Annotated in this window: 16 protein-coding genes; 8 read left to right on the top strand and 8 right to left on the bottom strand. The window is 52.1% G+C overall.

Annotated features, from left to right (window positions below):
- Nucleotides 1–2: 2 nt before the first annotated feature.
- The 5 genes from M0646_RS00080 to M0646_RS00060 all read left to right on the top strand — a co-directional run bounded on the left by M0646_RS00080 (nucleotide 3) and on the right by M0646_RS00060 (nucleotide 7,766).
- On the top strand, nucleotides 3–776 hold the full coding sequence (locus M0646_RS00080; RefSeq protein ID WP_190278123.1) for a hypothetical protein: 774 nt from the start codon (nucleotides 3–5) through the stop codon (nucleotides 774–776).
- Nucleotides 777–1,262: 486 nt separating this feature from the next.
- The gene (rpoD, locus tag M0646_RS00075; protein ID WP_286626043.1) at nucleotides 1,263–2,438 is read left to right on the top strand and encodes an RNA polymerase sigma factor RpoD; all 1,176 of its coding nucleotides are present in this window, start codon (nucleotides 1,263–1,265) and stop codon (nucleotides 2,436–2,438) included.
- Between the two features lie 10 nt (nucleotides 2,439–2,448).
- Nucleotides 2,449–2,781 carry a hypothetical protein gene (locus M0646_RS00070; protein ID WP_286626042.1) on the top strand — a complete coding sequence of 111 codons (333 nt, stop codon included), beginning with the start codon at nucleotides 2,449–2,451 and terminating at the stop codon, nucleotides 2,779–2,781.
- Between the two features lie 28 nt (nucleotides 2,782–2,809).
- Nucleotides 2,810–3,970 (top strand): PQQ-dependent sugar dehydrogenase, encoded by a 1,161-nt coding sequence (locus M0646_RS00065; RefSeq protein WP_399374400.1) that lies wholly within the window; start codon nucleotides 2,810–2,812, stop codon nucleotides 3,968–3,970.
- A 148-nt stretch (nucleotides 3,971–4,118) separates the two neighbouring features.
- Nucleotides 4,119–7,766, top strand: coding sequence for a right-handed parallel beta-helix repeat-containing protein (locus M0646_RS00060; RefSeq protein WP_286626040.1), 3,648 nt, complete (start codon nucleotides 4,119–4,121; stop codon nucleotides 7,764–7,766).
- On the opposite strand, the gene M0646_RS00055 is transcribed toward M0646_RS00060, so the two are convergent.
- Nucleotides 7,763–8,029, bottom strand: coding sequence for an Asr1405/Asl0597 family protein (locus M0646_RS00055; protein WP_149817010.1), 267 nt, complete (start codon nucleotides 8,027–8,029; stop codon nucleotides 7,763–7,765). The genes M0646_RS00060 and M0646_RS00055 overlap by 4 nt on opposite strands.
- A 105-nt stretch (nucleotides 8,030–8,134) precedes the next feature.
- On the opposite strand from M0646_RS00055, the gene M0646_RS00050 reads away from it, so the two are divergent.
- Nucleotides 8,135–8,665: a Dps family protein gene (locus tag M0646_RS00050; RefSeq protein WP_286626039.1), complete on the top strand. Its 531-nt coding sequence runs from the start codon at nucleotides 8,135–8,137 to the stop codon at nucleotides 8,663–8,665.
- Nucleotides 8,666–8,801: 136 nt separating this feature from the next.
- Here the strand turns inward: M0646_RS00050 and lipA are convergent, their stop codons facing one another.
- The 5 genes from lipA to M0646_RS00025 form a co-directional block, all read right to left on the bottom strand.
- Entirely contained in the window at nucleotides 8,802–9,698 is an 897-nt protein-coding gene (gene lipA / locus M0646_RS00045) for a lipoyl synthase (RefSeq protein WP_286626038.1), read from the bottom strand.
- 2 nt (nucleotides 9,699–9,700) lie between these two features.
- Nucleotides 9,701–10,705, bottom strand: a complete 1,005-nt coding sequence (locus M0646_RS00040) for a permease (RefSeq protein WP_286626037.1) — start codon at nucleotides 10,703–10,705, stop codon at nucleotides 9,701–9,703.
- A gap of 16 nt (nucleotides 10,706–10,721) precedes the next feature.
- Nucleotides 10,722–11,867, bottom strand: a complete 1,146-nt coding sequence (locus tag M0646_RS00035; RefSeq protein WP_286626036.1) for an NDP-sugar synthase — start codon at nucleotides 11,865–11,867, stop codon at nucleotides 10,722–10,724.
- A gap of 71 nt (nucleotides 11,868–11,938) precedes the next feature.
- Entirely contained in the window at nucleotides 11,939–12,643 is a 705-nt protein-coding gene (locus M0646_RS00030; protein ID WP_286626035.1) for a helix-turn-helix domain-containing protein, read from the bottom strand.
- A 95-nt stretch (nucleotides 12,644–12,738) separates the two neighbouring features.
- On the bottom strand, nucleotides 12,739–13,773 hold the full coding sequence (locus M0646_RS00025; RefSeq protein ID WP_286626034.1) for a PstS family phosphate ABC transporter substrate-binding protein: 1,035 nt from the start codon (nucleotides 13,771–13,773) through the stop codon (nucleotides 12,739–12,741).
- A 154-nt stretch (nucleotides 13,774–13,927) separates the two neighbouring features.
- Between M0646_RS00025 and M0646_RS00020 the strand changes: the two genes are divergently transcribed.
- Together M0646_RS00020 and M0646_RS00015 are read left to right on the top strand one after the other, a co-directional pair.
- Nucleotides 13,928–15,109: an aldo/keto reductase gene (locus M0646_RS00020; RefSeq protein WP_190278282.1), complete on the top strand. Its 1,182-nt coding sequence runs from the start codon at nucleotides 13,928–13,930 to the stop codon at nucleotides 15,107–15,109.
- 100 nt (nucleotides 15,110–15,209) lie between these two features.
- Nucleotides 15,210–15,599 carry a hypothetical protein gene (locus tag M0646_RS00015; RefSeq protein WP_149816995.1) on the top strand — a complete coding sequence of 130 codons (390 nt, stop codon included), beginning with the start codon at nucleotides 15,210–15,212 and terminating at the stop codon, nucleotides 15,597–15,599.
- Here the strand turns inward: M0646_RS00015 and ispD are convergent.
- Nucleotides 15,596–16,303, bottom strand: coding sequence for a 2-C-methyl-D-erythritol 4-phosphate cytidylyltransferase (gene ispD, locus M0646_RS00010; protein ID WP_149816993.1), 708 nt, complete (start codon nucleotides 16,301–16,303; stop codon nucleotides 15,596–15,598). The genes M0646_RS00015 and ispD overlap by 4 nt on opposite strands.
- A 51-nt stretch (nucleotides 16,304–16,354) precedes the next feature.
- Nucleotides 16,355–17,716, bottom strand: a complete 1,362-nt coding sequence (gene dnaA, locus M0646_RS00005; protein ID WP_149816991.1) for a chromosomal replication initiator protein DnaA — start codon at nucleotides 17,714–17,716, stop codon at nucleotides 16,355–16,357.

Genomic DNA, 17,716 nt, shown 5'->3' with positions numbered 1-17,716 from the left:
GCATGGAAATTATCGAGAAGTCTCAGCAGCGGCTGATTTTGCGCAGTCGCCCTTGGGGGGTGTGGCTGGCAGGTCTGATATTCTGTGTTGGTGCTGCTGTACCGATTTGGTTTGCAGCCCGCTATGAGCTGGTGTGCCGCCATGAGGTTCGCGTTATTGATAGTCGCTGTCGCTGGGTGCGCTCTGGGGCAACGGGGGTACAGATCACCCAAATTCCCCTGAATCGGCTCCAAGGGGTGGGCATTATCGAGCAGTGGCGCTCTAGTCGCGGACAACGCTACCGTGTCTATCAGGTGCACCTACAAACCACCGCGGGTTCTATTGCCTTTGGTGAATTTACCCGCGATCGCCAGAATCGGGAAGCCGTTGCCGAACGCATCCGTCGCTTTTTGCAGCAGCCGCAACATCCCCCTTTGACATTAGTGGAAGACAACCACTGGTGGGGATTTTTGATCTTAGCTGTTGGCTGGGGCCTAGGCTTACCCCTGATCTTTATCGGAGCCAAGGTGCTGGTGCTGGTTTTTGATAAAAGTGCAGGGGTGGTATCGCTGCAATATAGCAGTCTTCTCAGGACAGAAAAGAAAACCTTCCCTTGGCATGACCTCAAGGATGTCGTCGTACAGCTCTCCCGTGGTCAGAAGGGTAGACTATCAGCTCGTTTGGCCTTGGAGTTGCAGAATGGGCAGGTAATTCCCCTGCGGTTTTATTACAGCAGTGATGTCAGGGGCACTCAGGCACTGCAAGCCACGATTCGGGCGTTTCGTGATCGTTCGTGATCAAACGTAACGGGTACGGCGGAACGGCGATAAATTAGCTAGGCTAGAAGCAAGAAATTTCCCTCAGCAGGGATAGAAATTTTATCTGAGAACAGCAAATTAGAATTTGTTAGCGGTTGTTGACGCGAGCGATCGCTAGCCCTGAATTCCCGAAAAATTTATCCCTCTGCTGTGGGCGATTTCTGTTAGAAAGGCTACAATCAATGAGGTTTTAGTTAAAATTAGTCAAAAGATTCCTGCACAGTCTCAACCGCTCGCTACTGCCTGCTCCCTGACCCCGTGGGTCACACAGGAAATTTTTCAAGATGATCCAGCGGCAGAGATCCTGAGGATGTGGAATCTAGAGCCTATGCCCCCGTCCAACCGCTTTCCTTGGCTACATTCCATGATTGAAATGTGGCTGACGATTCTAGCGTCACCAAAGGCAACGGTTGTCGACAACACACTGACAATACACATTTAGGGAGATTTTACGAGGACAACGGCATGACCCAAGTGAATGTACTTGACGTTTACGACCCCGCAACAGCCCCCCTTGAAGACGAGGTGGCTCTGCTCAGTGATTATGGCCTTGATGGTGTAGAGGCTGTAGAGATCGAGGAAGAGGAGAGCGAAGACTTTGAGGAGGTCAGCGATGATCTTGACGGCAAGCCCACAAAAGGTCGTGCCAGCCGACGACGGACACAAGTCAAGAAGAAACATTACACTGAGGACTCGATTCGCCTCTATTTGCAAGAAATTGGCCGCATTCGTCTGTTGCGTGCTGATGAGGAAATTGAACTGGCGCGCAAAATTGCTGATCTCCTAGAAATGGAGCGAGTGCGCGATCGCCTGTGCGAACAACTGGGCTGTACCCCTGAAGAACTAGAGCGCAATCCCGAACCTTGGGCCACAGAACTAGGGATGACGGTGCAGGCATTTCGGCATCGTCTCTTTGTCGGTCGCAAAGCCAAGGAAAAAATGGTGCAGTCAAACCTGCGACTGGTGGTGTCGATCGCCAAAAAATACATGAACCGGGGGCTATCCTTTCAGGACTTGATTCAAGAGGGCAGCCTAGGGCTCATCCGTGCTGCCGAGAAATTTGATCACGAAAAGGGCTATAAATTTTCCACCTACGCCACCTGGTGGATTCGCCAAGCGATTACCCGCGCCATTGCCGATCAATCCCGCACCATTCGTCTACCTGTGCACCTGTACGAAACCATTTCGCGGATCAAGAAAACCACCAAGCTCCTCTCACAGGAAATGGGGCGCAAACCCACTGAGGAAGAAATTGCCGATCGCATGGAAATGACCATTGAAAAGCTGCGCTTCATTGCCAAATCGGCTCAACTTCCCATTTCCCTAGAAACCCCCATCGGTAAAGAAGAGGATTCCCGTCTGGGGGACTTCATCGAGTCCGACGGTGAAACCCCTGAAGATCAAGTGTCCAAGCACCTGCTGCGCGAAGATTTAGAAACGGTATTGTGTACCCTTAGCCCCCGCGAGCGAGATGTGTTAAAACTGCGGTATGGCTTGGACGATGGTCGCATGAAAACGTTGGAGGAAATTGGTCAACTCTTTAATGTCACCCGTGAGCGCATTCGCCAAATTGAGGCCAAGGCCCTGCGGAAACTGCGCCATCCCAACCGCAACAGTGTCCTCAAAGAATACATTCGTTAAGGAGTCGTTTATGTTGCGTCCCCTCATTGCCCTGACTGTTGGTCTGTCTGCCACTCTGGTGGCAATGCCGCAACCCAGTTCTGCCCAAGCCTGTGCCTATGCCAAAGGGTTAAGTCAAAGTCTGAGTAATTCCTCATTTTTCGATAGCAGCAAGCTGCCGATCGCCCTTGGACTGGGTGCAGGTGCAATTACAGCAGCGGCAGTGGGGGTGACCCTCTGGCAACGGCAGCAGCAAACGGATGCCCCGACCCCTGCTTCTGATGCTACCTCTTTGGAACTGCCGGTGGTCTTGCCGGAGTCTGAAGGTGCAGAGCGTTCTGAAGATGTGACACCCATTGCCTAGTTATCGATTTGTCAAATTACTCCCCCTCATGGGGGCGATCGGGGTATTCCTAGGCTGTAGTCCCATTGCGCAGTCGGATACCCCGTTACCTTTATCAACCGCTGAACCCCTGTTAGAATCGCAGCCACCACCAACACTGGCGGTACGCATTGAAACCGTTGTTGAAGGGTTAGAGCATCCTTGGGCAGTAACTTGGCTGCCGGATGGCAGTGCGTTGATTACTGAGCGTCCCGGACGATTGCGGCGATTTCACCAAGGGCGTTTGGGTTCACCTATTCGTGGCGTGCCGCCGGTCTTTGCCCAAGGCCAAGGGGGCTTATTGGATGTCGCCCTTCACCCCCGCTTTGCTGAAAACAATTGGGTTTATCTTACCTATGCCCATGGCACAGCATCCGCGAATCGTACTCGCCTAGCACGGGGGCGTCTGGTGGGCGATCGCCTTGAAGAGGTGACAGTTCTCTTTGAAGTCTCGCAAGCGAAAACTGGGGGACAGCATTTTGGCTCCCGCTTGGCTTGGCTCCCCGACGGCACATTGCTCATGGCCATTGGCGATGGCGGCAATCCCCCAATTGAACTGGAGGGCAAATTAATTCGCGAGCAAGCCCAAAACCGCCGCAGTCATTTGGGCAAAATTATTCGCCTGCGGGACGATGGCACTGTGCCAAAGGACAATCCCTTTGTCGGCGACGCCACAGCCACCCCCGAACTCTGGAGCTACGGCCACCGCAATATTCAAGGACTGGTGGTTGATCCAGTCACAGAAGCGGTGTGGTCAACGGAGCACGGCTCCCTCGGTGGCGATGAACTCAATCGCATTCAGGGCGGTGCCAACTACGGTTGGCCAGTGGTCACCTATAGCCGTGAGTATTGGGGCGCAGAAATTACCCCAGAGCGGCGCCGGCCGGGGATGGTGGATCCTTTGGTGGTGTGGACACCGGCCATTGCGCCTTCGGGGCTAGCAGTTTATCGGGGCGATCGCGCTCCCCAGTGGCAAGGTGCCCTCTTCGCTGGTGGCCTAGTTTCCCAAGATGTGCGCAAAATTCGAGTGAATACCAATACTGCTGTTGCAAGCCAAGGGCGCATCCCCATCGGTCAGCGGGTACGGGATGTGCGCCAAGGCCCTGATGGCTACCTATATGTTCTCACGGATGACCCCCAAAATGGCCGACTGTTGCGGCTGATTCCTTAACGTTGAGCTAAGCAGTTCTTTATCGCTCCTTAAATGCAAACCAATATCTTTATCAAGGCGGTCGCACATCATCGGCTACCGCCAGTTTAGGTGTTGAGGAGTGTATATGCGTTCTTGGGGGAAGCTTCTAGGAAGCTGCCTAGTTGGCTTGGGCGTCATTTTGGGATTGAACAATGCAGCCGTTAGCCAGTCATCAGCAGAGGAAATGTTAGGGCCTCGAATCCAGCCCCGTGGAACGATTCGCTTCAATAGTGAAGGCGCTGGTTTTGATAACTACCTCAGTGCAGAAACATTTATTCCGTTCTTTCAACAGCAGGGTGCTAGCGTCGGCTTCTTTGAAGGCAAACTCCTCATGGCCACGCCCAATACAGCCTTGGGGTACAATTTGACCCTTGGCTACCGTGCCCTGACAGGCAATCAGAAATTTGCCCTTGGTGGCTACCTATCCTACGATTTTCGCAACACGGGAGATGCAGGTTTTAACCAGCTTGGGCTTGGTCTGGAACTCTTGGGAGATGTTGATGTCCGTATAAACGGCTATATCCCCCTAGGGACTCGACAAGTCCTTCTCAATCAAGCAGTGGGTTCAATCGGCACCATTCAAAACAACCAGATTCTCCTTGATCGCGATCGCCTTTTCCAAGAAGCGCTGACGGGTTTTGACTTTGAAGTAGGAACCCGATTGGTTCCATTAGGTAAAGACTATCTGCGGGGTTACGCAGGTTTATACTACTACAGCGGTGAGAGTATTGCTGATTTTGTGGGCGTCCGTGCCCGTTTAGCTACCCGCCCTATTGAGTACCTCAGCCTCAGTGCAACAGTGCAAAATGATGATCGCTTTGGCACGAAAGCTTGGTTTGGAATTGGGGTTTCTTTTCCCGGTGTCGCAGGTAGTCGCCGCCGTACTCCAGAACAGGGTCAAAATGTAGCAGCCCGTCTAGGCGAATCCCCCGAGCGCCTTAGCTTTATTACCGTTGATAACGAACTTGTTGAGGATCAAATTGCGGCAATTAACCCTGCTACAGGTCAGCCTTATCGCGTTTTCACAGTTGATACCGGCGCTGGCAGCGCGGCTCGTATTAATGATTTACCCCTCACTCAAAACGATATTGTCTTAGTTGGCGTTGCTGACACCGATGGCAATACCGCAGGTCAGGGCACAATTAATCTCCGAGATGGCGTCCAACTCCTCTCGACAACTGTCAATCGGCAACTACCAAGTACAGTAGGAACCATTACGATTCCTGCGCTCACACCGAGTAACCAACAGCCTATTATAGCTGCCACTATTGTTTTAGCTAGGAATAATACAATTGATGGCTTCAATATTACACCGCCTGCCGGCCAACCTGCGATTATTGGTAATAACGTCAATCCACCGCGTATTCTCAACAATCAAATTACAACCATCAATGCCAACGGCATCAGTATAACGAATAGTACTGGTGTACAAATTACCAATAACCAAATTACGAGTACCAATGGCAGTGGCATCATTTTAGTCAATGCTGAATCCCCTGTGGTTCGCAATAATAATGTTACAATTACGAGCACAACTGCCCCTGCCTTTAACCGCCGTGGCATCAGTATTACTGAAAGCACCAACGCAACGATTGAAAATAACACTGTTGATGGGGGGATTGGTGAGGGAATTGGCCTAGATAATGCCCTTGGAAATGTAACTATTCGCGGCAACACTGTCCGTAATGTTGGCCAAACAGCAACAGATACTAACCTTGAAGCTAGCATCTTCATTCGCAACAATCGTGGCAACGCCAACATCACCATCGAAGATAACGTGACTGAAAACAACCTGACGGCAGGTAATCGTGTGGATGGAATTGAATTCAACCTCTGCCGTGGCGATAGCTTTGCTGTGGCTGACCGTTTCAGTGACAATCAGTTTGCCAATTGTGCTGCCCCTGCAAGTGCAACGGTGACTGTTCGGAACAATCAGATTCGCAACATTGGTACAGGGACTGATGGCAGTGATGGTATTGACTTCAATATTGGCGATGGTGCCAACCTCACAGCCGTTCTAGAAAATAACGTGGTTAACAATATTTCTGATGCGGGGATGACGTTTGATATTGTCAGCAGTGCGGCTCCAATTGCACCTCCCAGCGCAAACATTACAATTCGCAACAATGAGATACGCAATATCCTGAATGATGATGCCATCACCCTAGAGTCGAATAGTGCGGGACAAGTGGTACTAAACATTGAAAATAATGTGATCCAAAATATTGGCAATAATAATGACGGCATTGACATCGAGTTCACAACAACGGCTGCAAGTCCAACCCCTGCACAAGTCAGAATTGTGGGGAATCAACTGAATAACATTAGCGATCGCGGGATTGAAGTGGACACCACTAATAATGCTCGCTTAGCAATTGAAATCAGCAACAACACCTTAACCAATACAGGCGAAGCAATTCGCTTACGTGGTCAAAATAACTCTGTATTGACGCCTACGGTTAACAACAATACCATCACCGTTACAAATGCCGCAGGTATTATCTTGCAAAATGTACAATCCCCTGTGGTTCGCAATAATACCGTTACAATTACGAGCACAACTGCCCCTGCCTTTAACCGCCGTGGCATCAGCATTACTGAAAGCACCAACGCAACGATTGAAAATAACACTGTTGATGGGGGGATTGGTGAGGGAATTGGCCTAGATAATGCCGTTGGAAATGTAACTATTCGTGGCAACACTGTCCGTAATGTTGGCCAAACAGCAACAGATACTAACCTTGAAGCTAGCATCTTCATTCGCAACAATCGTGGCAACGCCAACATCACCATCGAAGACAACGTGACTGAAAACAACTTGACGCCAGGTAATCGTGTGGATGGAATTGAATTCAACCTCTGCCGTGGCGATAGCTTTGCTGTGGCTGACCGTTTCAGTGACAATCAGTTTGCCAATTGTACTGCCCCTGCAAGTGCAACGGTGACTGTTCGGAACAATCAGATTCGCAACATTGGTACAGGGACTGATGGCAGTGATGGTATTGACTTCAATATTGGCGATGGTGCCAACCTCACAGCCGTTCTAGAAAATAACGTGGTTAACAATATTTCTGATGCGGGGATGACGTTTGATATTGTCAGCAGTGCGGCTCCAATTGCACCTCCCAGCGCAAACATTACAATTCGCAACAATAAGATACGCAATATCCTGAATGATGATGCCATCACCCTAGAGTCGAATAGTGCGGGACAGGTGGTACTAAACATTGAAAATAATGTGATCCAAAATATTGGCAATAATAATGACGGCATTGACATCGAGTTCACAACAACGGCTGCAAGTCCAACACCGGCACGGGTCAGAATTGTTGGCAATCAGCTTTCTGGTGTCAGCGATCGCGGGATAGAAATCGATACCACTAACAATGCTAGCTTGCAACTTGAGGTTAGCAATAACAGTATCCAAGCAACAGCTGGTGGTGAAGCAGTGCGACTGCGTGCTCAGAATACTTCTCGCCTCAATGCCACAGTCAACAATAACACCCTCACTCAAGGGAATTCTGCCACGAAAAGTTTACAGCTGCGGGCTGTTAGTAGTGCAACCCTGTGTGCAAACGTATTTAGTAATGTCCAAACAAGTGGTGCAGGTTTCGACTTAGTACGTGGTGGTAGTAGTAGCAGCCTCCGTATTGTTGATCTTCCTAATCTCAGCCCGAACAATGGTGGTGTGGCCATCAACACAACTGGAACAGTTACCAATATCACGCCTGCCATATTCAGTGCTGCACCACCTGCGGGTTGTACGTTCCCCTAGGACTCAGCAGGATTGTGATACTCACTCAAGGTGGTCAAAGAGCACTGCCAACAGTGTTCGAGCCAATTGATCAAGGTCTCGCGAGGGGCAGAGACTTGGCGTACCACTGACCACACCTGTAAGGCAGCTAGGGGGGAGTTGACCTCGACCCTCAGGGGTTGATAGGGAGCATAGTCACAGGGCACCTCTAGATCGATCAACCGTTGGTAGATCGGCCAGCGTAATTGCCACTGAACTGCAATAAGGTGGGGGTTTATAGACATTCAAGAAGCACTCCACTATTGAAAATGTACAGAAAGGTAGTTTAGGATCGGGCTGTCAGAGCTAAGTTAGTTAGCTCACTAGTGTCCGCAAAGGAGCATCGTGCTATGACGACCAGTGCATTGCCGCGCCAAGCGTTTGGCGAGATGAAAGATACAGTTGTACTGCTGGAGAAGGCCACCACCACGCCCATCTGTGAGGGGATGAATCGCCTCTTGGCCAGTTTTCAAGCCCTGTATTTGCAGTACCAAAAGCATCATTTTGTGGTTGAGGGGGCAGAATTTTATCCACTGCATCAGTTTTTCCAAAATTGCTACGAACAGGTGCAAGGTCACGTCCATGACTTGGGTGAGCGTCTGAATGGGCTGGGGGGTGTTCCCGCCGCCGGTTTTCAACAGTTGGCCACGCTCTGCTGCTTTACCCCTGAACCGGAGGGGGCTTTTAACTGCCGCCAAATGCTCACTAATGATTTGCAGGCCGAACAGGCAATCATTAGTGTTCTGCGGCAACAGGCTACCCAAGCAGAGAGTTTGGGCGATCGCGCCACTGCCTACCTCTATGACCAAATCCTGCTGCAAACGGAGGAGCGAGCCTACCACATTGGTCATTTCTTGGCCAACGACAGCCTGAAGTTGTAGCTTTTCGCGATGTTGGTTAACGAACCTTAATGCAAGATCACGGTTGTCCATAAAACGCCCCCACCCAAGGGGGTTTTTTAATGCAGATTTTTCCTATTGCTTAGCCTAGCTTAGTTGCGATTAAATTGCAATAAATTTATCCGAGGGGGTTTGTTGCAGGACGCTGGCGGGGATACTGTTGCATCAGGGCACGCACCTGCTCGGCATGGTAGGAACTGCGGGTGAGGGGAGAGGAGACCACCTGCAAAAAGCCCATGGATTCGCCAAGCTGTCGCCATGCTTCAAATTGCTCTGGTGGAATAAAAGCCTGCACGGGTAAGTGCTTCGGACTCGGTTGCAGATACTGGCCAATCGTGAGAATATCACAGCCCACTTGACGCAGATCCGCCATCACCGCTGCCACTTCCTCAGGGGTTTCTCCCAAGCCCACCATGATGCCAGACTTTGAGTAGATCCAAGGGGCGCGATCGCGCACCCGTTGCAGCAGTTCCAGACTGCGCTGATAGTTGCCTTGGGGACGCACCCGCCGATAGAGACGGGGCACGGTTTCGGTGTTGTGGTTCAGCACTTCGGGACTGGCGGCGAGAATTTGATCTAAGGCCTGCCAATTGCCACAGAGATCGGGAATGAGCACTTCAATGGTTGTTTGGGGCGATCGCGCCCGCACAGCCTGAATCGTGGCCACAAACTGAGAGGCACCACCATCAGCCAAGTCATCCCGATTTACCGAGGTAATGACAACATGATTGAGCTGCATTCGCACCACTGCTTCCGCCAGTCGCTGGGGTTCAGTGGCATCCAAGGGCAGTGGCTTTTTCGCAAAATCAATATCGCAGTAAGGACAAGCGCGGGTGCAAGCTGGCCCCATCATTAAAAATGTCGCCGTTCCCTCATGAAAACATTCACCAATATTGGGGCAAGAGGCCTCTTCGCAAACGGTATTGAGGTTTAAGTCCCGCAACAGTTCCTTGACGGAACCGACCCGCTGCCACTGGGGTGCTTTGACCCGTAACCACTCTGGCTTAACAACCACGGCTAACTCCACTGCAAATTCAAAAACAAACAAAGGGAAAACGTCAATTGTGCCACCAACAGAAAGAGGTAAATTAGAGCACGGGGGCGAAAAATCGTCAGCAGTAATCCCAGCCCCTTGAGATCCACCATCGGTCCGAGGACAAGAAAAGCAAGAATTGACCCCGGCGTAAACGTGGCAGCAAAGGCAAGGGCAAAAAAGGCATCAACCGTCGAGCAAATGGAAATCACTGTGCCCAAGATCATCATTGCCACAATCGAGATCACCGGCCCTTGGCCAAGGCTGAGAATGAGTTCGCGGGGGGCGGCCACCTGAATAATAGTCGCCACTAGGCTACCGAGGACTAAAATTCCCCCCAGTTCACGAAATTCCTGCACCACATTCTCTAGGACTTGGGGCAGACGCTGCTGCCAAGGCATCGTTGCAGTCGGTGGCGCAAGCGTGAGAGTTTCCATGGCAAGGGGTTGGCCGGGGGTTCCCAACAGGTAGGTGCCTGACTGGAGCAAGGCCGGTATAGTGGCTGCCTGAGGCTGGGGACGACGCATGAGACTGGTGACGGTGGGCTGCAAAAAGGGGGTTAGATCCTTTTGGAAACTAAAGACCCAGCCAATAATGGTGGCGATCGCCAGTGAGAAGAGGACGCGAAAGACGACAATCTCCGGTTGATCACGAAAGGCCGTCCACGTTGCCCAAATCACAATCGGGTTGATTGTCGGTGCCGCCAACAAAAAACCAATGGCCACGGATGTAGGCAGTCCTTGCACCAATAATCGCCGCGCCACCGGCACATTACCACACTCGCACACGGGAAAAAGAAAACCAATGCAACTGCCCACCAAGGCCCCCAAGAGGGGCGATCGCGGCAAGCGACGAATCAGTGCCTGCTCATCGACAAACAGCAGCAGTGCGCTAGAGAGCAAAATGCCCAGCAGCAGAAACGGCACTGCCTCCACCAGTAGGCTCAGAAAAAGGGTAAAACCGCTTTGCAACTGATTCGCAAATGCCATGGGTGTATAGCGGGGTCTAGGACACAATCTCCTTCAACTCGAGGGGACTCGGCTGAATATCCGTTTGCCGTGAATCGGTAATCAACCAATCAAGGGCAGCGGCCTTCAGATCAATCGTTGTCCCTGTTTTATCAACACAGTAGCGGCCAAAGACCAGCTTATCCACAAGACGAACGTCAGAGCCAAGGCGAGAATACTCAAAAATCACACAGTTATCGACGACCGCACCGCTACAAATGTGGCAATTGGGGCCAATCATCGTCGGCCCAATAATCGTTGCCCCATCTTCAATCTTGGTCATGCCGCCAATGTACACGGGGCCTTGAATTGTGACTTTATTCCAGTTGACCGCCACATTCAGCCCGGTATAAATGCCGGGGGACTGCTCATGGCCGGGAATCGAGACATTTTTAATTGTGCCCTCAAGAACGCCACGCACCGCTTGCCAGTAGTCGGGGACTTTACCAATATCAATCCATTCAAAGTCCATCGCTAGGCCATAGAAGGGGGCACCCATTTCCACCAATTTAGGGAACAGCTGGCTGCCAATGTCGTATTCTTGATTGGAGGGAATGTAGTCGAGAATTTCTGGCTCAAAAATATAAATCCCCGTGTTGATATTGTTGCTTAGAGCCTCTTCGACACTAGGTTTTTCTTGGAAGGCAACAATGCGATCGCTCTCATCGGTGACAACAACGCCATAGCTCGAGACATCTTCTTTGGGCACTGTCTTCATAATGACGGTAGCGATCGCCCCCTTTTGGCGGTGCCAAGCCACGGCTGCTGTCAAATCCAAGTCAATCAGGGCATCCCCACACAGCACCACAAAGGTGTCATCAAAAAAGGGGTGAAAATCTTGAATCCGCTTGATCCCCCCCGCAGAGCCTAGGGCTTTACCGACGAGTTCGCCATCCTTGATATAGCCCTCAAAGGAGTAGGCAATCTCCACCCCAAACCGCTGCCCATCCTGAAAGTAGCTTTCAATTTCATGGGCGAGGTGGCTCACATTCACCATAATCTGGTTAAACCCATGCTGCCGCAAAAGTTCCACCAAAAACTCCATCACCGGTTTTTGCAGAATTGGGATCATTGGCTTCGGAATGGTGTATGTAATCGGGCGTACCCGCGTGCCTTTTCCAGCCGCCAAGATCATTGCTTTCATATCGGTTTTACCCAATCTACCAACACTGCAAGGGAGACATCCCCGCTTATGATTATCCCCCCTAGCTTACCTCAATCCAGGGCATACACCCGCCCATGGTAAAGCAAGCGGGTAATCCCTTTTGACTGAAGATAGCTGCGCACTTTCCGCAACATTTCGCCGTCAGGCACCTTAACAACGGTCTTGCGCCATTGGACATCACTGGCCTTATAGAGGCGTTGATTTTGCTGGGAATAGCGTAAAGCCACGGGGCGGCTATCGAAAATCGGTAGAGTACTTTGTTGCGCTTCTTCACTGGAAAGGGCACCTAAACCGCGAAAGGCTTCTAGGGGACGGGTGAGCAGTTCCGCCCGCCGATCCACCACAACATAACAGGGACGGGGCAGCACCGCTTCGGCAAGGGGAATGACCTCCACCGACTGCACCACTTCTACATCGGCGAGATCCGGTAAGGGAATGTCCCCCTCAAGTTCCTCGTCATCGTCATCTTCGAGATCGTCATCCTCTGCATCACTGTAGTCATCCTCATCGAGGACAACGGCCTCTGCCGTCTCTACATCTTCTAGATCCTCTTCCTCTGGCATGTCATCCGTTGTAGCCATGGCCAATAGGGGAGCTTCAGGGGCAGCCGCTTCTTCTTCCATTTGTTTGATCACACGCCGAATGGTGTTTTCACTCACACCAAATTCTGCAGCCAGAGCTTTGATGGTTTGTCCGACAGTGTACTGTTGAAAGACACGCTGGCGTTCGCTGTCACTGAGTCGCTTGTAGGTCATGGATCCAGATTAAGAAGCAGGTGGCCAGATCTATTATCTGGGGTGACGGTGCCAGAATGTTGATTTTGGCCAAAGCCCTGTTCAAGGGGCGATCGCTAGCGCAGGCGCACAAACCCTGCTTTTTCAATGGCCGCTTGCCCTTGATCCGTGAGCAAGAGTGCAGCGTAGGCACGTCCTGCTTGGGCATCGAGGCTATTGTCCTCCTTGGTAATGACAAATAGGCGGCGGGTGATGGGATACGTCCCCTCTCGAAATGCCTGGTGATTCAGTTGATTGCGCTCTTGGGGACAGCGTTCCGGAGGAACGTAGGGTTCCTGATAGGGAGGCACGTATTGATTGGCTTGGCGGCCAAGGGGAAGTGGGTGGATGCTGCACTGACCCACCACCTCTGGGGCAGAAGCATAGTAAATCCCCCCCAGTGTCGCGGCGACCCGCCGTAGGCCATCGGTGGTATCGCGAACCATGACCACATTGCGACCAAAGGGCTGCTTCCCTAGCACTTCCTGAATAAAGTATTCAACGGTACCACCATCTTCCGGGCGGCGAGAGAAGGGGGTAATCTTTTGGTTGGGGCCGCCCACCTGCTGCCAATTGGTCACTTTGCCGGTGTAAATATCCACCACTTGTTGCACCGTCAGTCCGGCAATCTCTAGCCTCGGATTGACAGCGATCGCTAGCCCATCAATGGCAACAGGAATGGCAGTTAATTTAATACCCTGAGCCGCCGCCTTGGCTAACTCCTCGTCTTTGAGGGGACGGGAAGATTGGGAGAAAGACAGTTGATTATTCAATAACATGCGGATCCCACTGCCCGACCCCGGCGTTCCTGTGGGCGGATCCACATAGCGCAGTTGAAAATTGGGCCAAGCCGCTTGCAGCAGCGGATCCACATCGCGGCGAATGGGTGCCCAAGTGGTGCTACCGCCATAATTAAAAAGGCCACTGGGGACATTCTTGACTTGGCTAAACGTAGATCGACCCTCGGTTCCGAGATTGAGACCGCCATTGCCAATGATTTCGCCGTTATTGACGAGGCGAAGCACCAGCCCTGCACCAACGCCCAAAAGGCCGAGGGTAGCCAGCAGGGAAAGGAGTAGAGGCAGGAGAGAATTGCTTTTCCCTTGGAACATACAAAATAATTGCTGTCATTTTTTCTAGCCTAGCCCAAACCAAGGGATGTTGTGGATACTCTCTTCAGTGACGCTGCCTCAGCCCCTCATGCCCCCGTTAGCGAAGGATCGGGAATTCCGCGACAATGATGAAGAAGCGTTCATTGAGTTCAACATGCGCTACCGTCGCTTTGGTCGTACCCAATTACCGATGCCTGTCTTTTCCTGTGGCGGCATGCGCTATCAGTTTTCATGGCAGGATGTCAGTCCGAGTACGATTCCAGAAGAGAATCAACGCAATTTAGAGGCGACGATTTGCCGAGCCGTGGAGCTAGGCATTAATCATATTGAAACCGCCCGGGGCTATGGCACCTCAGAAGTGCAGTTGGGCAAAATTCTGCCGCGGCTGCCTCGCGAAAAGCTGATTGTGCAAACCAAAGTGGGGCCGCGACCCACCGCCAAGGAGTTTCGGGCAACCTTGGAAACCTCGCTGCGCAATCTGCGGCTGGACTACATCGATTTGCTGGCGATTCATGGCCTTAATTTGCCAGAGCATCTGGAACAGGTGCTGCGACCGGGGGGCTGCCTAGAGGTGGCACGGGACTGGCAAGCGGCAGGAAAGATTCGCTTCATTGGCTTTTCTACCCACGGCAGCCTAGAGGTGATTCGGCAGGCGATCGCCAGCGATGTGTTTGACTATGTCAACCTACATTGGTACTACATCAATCAGCAGAATTGGCCGGCGATTCTCGATGCCCAAGCCCGTGATATGGGCGTCTTCATCATTAGCCCTGCGGATAAGGGGGGGATGCTCTACAAACCACCCCAACGCCTTGTGGAACTGTGTGCCCCCCTCAGCCCGCTGGTCTTTAACGATCTGTTTTGCCTCTCCCATCCCCAAGTGCATACCCTGAGTGTCGGTGCTGCTTGCCCCAGTGATTTTGATGAGCATCTCAAGGTGCTCGATCTGTTGGATCGGGCCGATGAAATTTTGCCGCCGATCTTGGTACGGCTGGAGCAAGCCGCCATTGAGCGTTTGGGGGAAGACTGGTACCACACTTGGCATCAGGGACTGCCAGACTATCGCCACACCCCCGGTGAGGTGAATATCCCCACCATTCTCTGGCTGTGGAATCTGGTGCAGGCCTACGATTTGCTTGAGTACGCCCGTATGCGCTATAACTTGCTTGGCAACGGTGGCCACTGGTTTCCGGGGGCGAATGCAGCACAGGTCAAGCACTTGGATTTAGACCCCTGTTTGCAAAAGAGTCCCCATCGGCAGAAGATTCCAAGGATTTTGCAGGCAGCCCATGATCTGCTCAGTGGTACTCCGCAGCAGCGCTTATCTCAATCCTAAGGATAGGGGAGTTTTCCCCAGTAAATCGCGGACAATTCCCCTAGGGGATCGCTCTAGGTGCCACCGACAATAAAAGTATCAAGGGTAAGAGGTCAACACCATGGATTTCATCTATCACCTCAGCAATGCCAGCCTTACCCTGCGGGTTGTGCAATTCTTGCATGAATACGCCAAGCTACCAATACAGTTTGTTACAGTCATTCATCAAGTGGATGGGTGGGTGATTCGCATTAAAATGCATTCGCCCCTCTCCGACGAACAAGCAGGGAATTTCCGCGCCTTCTTGAACGAATTGGGATTCCCCTACACACCAGGGATTTCGCTGAAAATGGCACTGTGGGCACTGGAAACCGGACAGTCAATGGTGGATGTGATGCGCCGTTATCAAGTGGCGATTGTCTCCCATGGCTACCCCAACTACGACGACATTGAAGCGTTTCGCAAGCAGTTCATTCAAGGCTTGGGCTACTGTCCCGAAACCTTGGCCTAGGGCATCGTGTCCCTTTGGCCTTGCTCTTGGCGATGCTGCAAGATTCGTTCTGCAAGGGGGAGATCGCTGGGAGTGGTTATCTTGAGATTGGTTTCTTCGCCTAGAACAATGTGCACGGCATAGCCTAGGCGTTCAAAGAGGGCAGCATCGTCTGTGACTTCCCAGCCTCTGGCCACCGCCATTTCATGGGCAATACGCAAGGGTTCGACGCGAAAGCCTTGGGGAGTTTGAGCCGCCCACAGGGAGTCCCGCTCTGGGGTTTGGACGACAACCCCTTCACGGTTGACGATTTTAATCGTATCTTTGACCGGCACGGCGGCAATGAGTCCGGCATAGGTCTCTAGGGCTTGGGCACAGCGGTTGATCAGATCGGGGGTGGCAAGGCAGCGGGCACCATCGTGGATCAGCACCTGCTCAGCCCTTTCGGGAAGTGCCTGTAACCCATTAAAAACGGAGGCTTGACGGGTCTCACCCCCTTGGATAAGCTGGACGGGCTGCCGTAGGTTCAAGTCCCCAAGGAGTGCTTCCCAAGTGGGAAAATCCTCTGGCTGGCCAATAACGCCAATCCATTCAATCGCTTCCGCGGCAGCCACCGCTGCCAATGTCCATGCCAAAAGGGGTTTACCCAAGAGTTGCAAGCGCAGTTTATTGTGGCCTGCCCCCATGCGTTTACCCATGCCGGCGGCGGGAATGAGGATGTGCATTCATACCCCTTTTAAGACTGTTTTTATCTTGGCATAGGAAGGCTCTGGGCATTATGGCTCTGTGGGACGGCTGGCCAAGTTAATGCGATCGCTGAGTTGTCGCAGCAGGCTGCCCATTTCTGGATCGGTACGCTGCAATTCGGCCACCTTGTCACAGCTATACATGACGGTGGTGTGATCCTTGCCGCCAAACTCTTCACCAATTTTCGGCAAGCTGAGGCCAGTATATTGGCGCATCAGGTACATGCCAATTTGACGCGCCATACTAATTTCGCGACGGCGGGAGTTGCCCTTGAGATCACTAATGGACACATTCAGGGCTTCAGAGACCACATTCAGAATCACCTCTGGGGAGGTCTCAATTTTGCGGATGGCTGGACTCAGAACGGGGGCAATATTTTCCACCGTCATCGGCAACCCAGAAATGGAAATGTAGGCCACCGCTCGAATCAGTGCCCCCTCTAGTTCCCGAATATTGGAAGTGTAGCTGGCGGCAATATACTCAATCACATCGCGGGGCAGGCGGATATTTTCGTACTCCGCTTTTTTCTGGAGAATGGCCATGCGCGTTTCGAGATCGGGGGGTTGAATATCGGCAATCAGACCCATGGAAAAGCGGGAGCAGAGGCGCTCTTGCAGGCGGGGAATTTGACTGGGGGGGCGATCGCTGGCCAAAACCACCTGCTTACCGGCCTCGTGCAGTGTATTGAAGGTGTGAAAAAACTCCTCTTGGGTGTATTCCTTGCCCTCAATAAATTGAATATCATCCACGAGCATGACATCCACCGCCCGATAGTGCTCGCGAAAGCTCTGCATACTGTCTTTGCGGATGGCGGCAATCAAGTCATTCGTAAACTGCTCGGTCGAGACATAGAAAATCTTGGCATTGGGGTCAATTTCCAAGCGATAGTGACCGATCGCCTGCATCAGATGGGTCTTGCCCAAGCCAACACCGCCACAGAGAAAGAGGGGATTAAACTCCCGCCCCGGTGATTCTGCCACTGCCAAGCAGGCCGCATGGGCCATGCGATTATTGGGGCCAACGACATAGCGGGAAAAGACATACTTGGGATTCAGTTCACTGCCGCGATGACGAGCGGGCGGGGTGGTGGCCTCTACTTCAGCACGACTGGTGGGGCGAATACTGGTGTCATGCTCTGCCCCTTGGGCGATCGCCAGCTCAATCTCCACCGCCTCACCGACAATTTCCCGTGCCACATCGGCAATGGTTTTCAAATAGTACTTTTGCAGCCAATTGCGGGCAAAGGGATTGGGGGTGCAAATCGTAAGGGTCTGGCCATCAAAGGACTGCACCGTTGCTGTCTTAATCCAAGTTTCAAACGTCGGGCGACTGAGCAACAGTTGCAACCGCTCCAAAATTTGGTGCCAGAGATCTTCGGCAGAGCTAATCAC

Source organism: Thermosynechococcus sp. B3 (assembly GCF_030323045.1).
In the GTDB taxonomy this organism is placed as follows: domain Bacteria; phylum Cyanobacteriota; class Cyanobacteriia; order Thermosynechococcales; family Thermosynechococcaceae; genus Thermosynechococcus.
The sequence above is the reverse complement of the archived record's forward strand: the minus strand, read 5'-3'. Positions and strand labels throughout refer to the sequence as shown.

What these genes read in the sequence shown, in the direction of transcription:
- M0646_RS00080 (WP_190278123.1), top strand. Translation starts at nt 3, where the DNA reads ATGGAAATTATCGAGAAGTCTCAGCAGCGGCTGATTTTGCGCAGTCGC.
- rpoD (WP_286626043.1), top strand. Translation starts at nt 1,263, where the DNA reads ATGACCCAAGTGAATGTACTTGACGTTTACGACCCCGCAACAGCCCCC.
- M0646_RS00070 (WP_286626042.1), top strand. Translation starts at nt 2,449, where the DNA reads ATGTTGCGTCCCCTCATTGCCCTGACTGTTGGTCTGTCTGCCACTCTG.
- M0646_RS00065 (WP_399374400.1), top strand. Translation starts at nt 2,810, where the DNA reads ATGGGGGCGATCGGGGTATTCCTAGGCTGTAGTCCCATTGCGCAGTCG.
- M0646_RS00055 (WP_149817010.1), bottom strand. Translation starts at nt 8,029, where the DNA reads ATGTCTATAAACCCCCACCTTATTGCAGTTCAGTGGCAATTACGCTGG.
- M0646_RS00050 (WP_286626039.1), top strand. Translation starts at nt 8,135, where the DNA reads ATGACGACCAGTGCATTGCCGCGCCAAGCGTTTGGCGAGATGAAAGAT.
- M0646_RS00040 (WP_286626037.1), bottom strand. Translation starts at nt 10,705, where the DNA reads ATGGCATTTGCGAATCAGTTGCAAAGCGGTTTTACCCTTTTTCTGAGC.
- M0646_RS00035 (WP_286626036.1), bottom strand. Translation starts at nt 11,867, where the DNA reads ATGAAAGCAATGATCTTGGCGGCTGGAAAAGGCACGCGGGTACGCCCG.
- M0646_RS00030 (WP_286626035.1), bottom strand. Translation starts at nt 12,643, where the DNA reads ATGACCTACAAGCGACTCAGTGACAGCGAACGCCAGCGTGTCTTTCAA.
- M0646_RS00025 (WP_286626034.1), bottom strand. Translation starts at nt 13,773, where the DNA reads ATGTTCCAAGGGAAAAGCAATTCTCTCCTGCCTCTACTCCTTTCCCTG.
- M0646_RS00020 (WP_190278282.1), top strand. Translation starts at nt 13,928, where the DNA reads ATGCGCTACCGTCGCTTTGGTCGTACCCAATTACCGATGCCTGTCTTT.
- M0646_RS00015 (WP_149816995.1), top strand. Translation starts at nt 15,210, where the DNA reads ATGGATTTCATCTATCACCTCAGCAATGCCAGCCTTACCCTGCGGGTT.
- ispD (WP_149816993.1), bottom strand. Translation starts at nt 16,303, where the DNA reads ATGCACATCCTCATTCCCGCCGCCGGCATGGGTAAACGCATGGGGGCA.